The sequence below is a fragment of the Vibrio sp. M260112 genome, from assembly GCF_036533775.1.
Lineage (GTDB): Bacteria > Pseudomonadota > Gammaproteobacteria > Enterobacterales > Vibrionaceae > Vibrio.
Window position 1 is genome coordinate 1 of the sequence record NZ_JATABH010000141.1, and the last position, 1,452, is coordinate 1,452.

3 protein-coding genes are annotated in these 1,452 nt (G+C 44.1%); all 3 read right to left on the reverse strand.

The features are described from left to right. Positions 1-267 (reverse strand): hypothetical protein (locus QTN95_RS20620; RefSeq protein ID WP_331418842.1); only part of this gene is annotated, 267 nt, incomplete at its 3' end. A gap of 56 nt (positions 268-323) precedes the next feature. Then, complete coding sequence (locus tag QTN95_RS20625; RefSeq protein WP_331418843.1) at positions 324-677, reverse strand: hypothetical protein; 354 nt, start codon at positions 675-677, stop codon at positions 324-326. Then, positions 670-1,452, reverse strand: a 783-nt coding sequence (locus QTN95_RS20630) for a hypothetical protein (protein ID WP_331418844.1), incomplete at its 5' end; no start/stop codon positions are given. The genes QTN95_RS20630 and QTN95_RS20625, both read right to left, overlap by 8 nt.

Consider the following 1,452-nt stretch of genomic DNA (forward strand, 5'->3'; position numbering starts at 1 on the left):
TACCCCATAAGTGATTCCCGCAGACAAACCGCCTATTATTCCCGCCTGAAGAGAATCGTCAAAATCCCCAGTAGTGATATAGGTTGTTGAGAATGAAGCGGTCGCACCACTCGCAGCTGCTTGTGCCATGGGTTGCAATCCAGCATATAGCCCCGAGGTGGCATACCCAATGGCAATCGCACCAACCACCATTCCGGCCATTTGAATTGCAGGGTTCTCAAATGTTTGGCTCACCACAAAAAATGCCATCGCTGCGGCGAACCACACCCAGTGCCCTGTTGGGTCAGTATACTTTACGGAAGAAGTAACTAAGTTTCATATGATTAACTTTCCTTTCTTTCTGTAAGCAGGGGGCGTACTTTTCGAGTCCCAAACCAATACATAAGAAAAATCAAAGGCAGGGTTGCTAACGTCCTCCATAAATTGCGAATCTCTAACAGTTGGAATACGTACACAATCCCCCACACATATATAAACGAAGTAACAACACACATAATAAAATGCGGATACTTTTTACGTACTGGTTGTAAAACCGAATTTAAAGAGACAACACTTGTATAAGCAAAACTACTAAGTATCGCCAATAAGTAATCTCCCTTAAAAAACAGTATTACAACACAGCACCAAAGTACGCCATATATTGCTGTTGTATCCCACTTATCATCTTGTTTATTCACACGTCATCACCGTATTACAACCTACTGAAACAGCATCATTCACTGTCCCAACATTATCCACTGTTTCTTTAAAAACCGGGGAACCATAGTACAAAGCATCATCGACTACTCCGACTCCTTTACCCATAGGGCCGATTATCATTCCAATAAAATTAGACCAACTAGAATCTAAACCCCATGCAGCCGTCGCCATAGTTCCTCCAGTCAATGGATTAATAATGGTTACTCCTATTGAGGTGATAGACAACGCGGTAGCAGCTTCTTTTTCCGTAGTTTCTAAATAATCAGACATTGGTTGCCCAGCTTCTTCAGCTAAGTAAGCATTTGCTGCATTTTTTTGGAATGTATCTTTATCAACATACATACGCTGTCCTCGGTACGTTACCCAACCCATTTCGTTATACAAATAAACAGTAATCACACTAACAGCAGAACGCATCATCGCATCTCGACTATTGGCACCACTTGCGGCGGCCGCTATACCTGACACGATAATCATACCTCCAGCTTGAAGAGTCTGCGTTTGAACATTGGCATGAACAATTCCTCCACCAAGCTTACCAATGACACCGCTGATAAAGCCTTGCTTGAAGCTACCACCTTGCAATTCATGGATACCGCCTTGCACCACACCATGAGCAAGGGGTAAAGCCGCTCCAAACGGACTCGTTCCACCCGTCGCTCCATGCGCTACCCCATAAGTGATTCCCGCAGACAAACCGCCTATTATTCCCGCCTGAAGAGAATCGTCAAAATCCCCAGTAGTGATATAGGT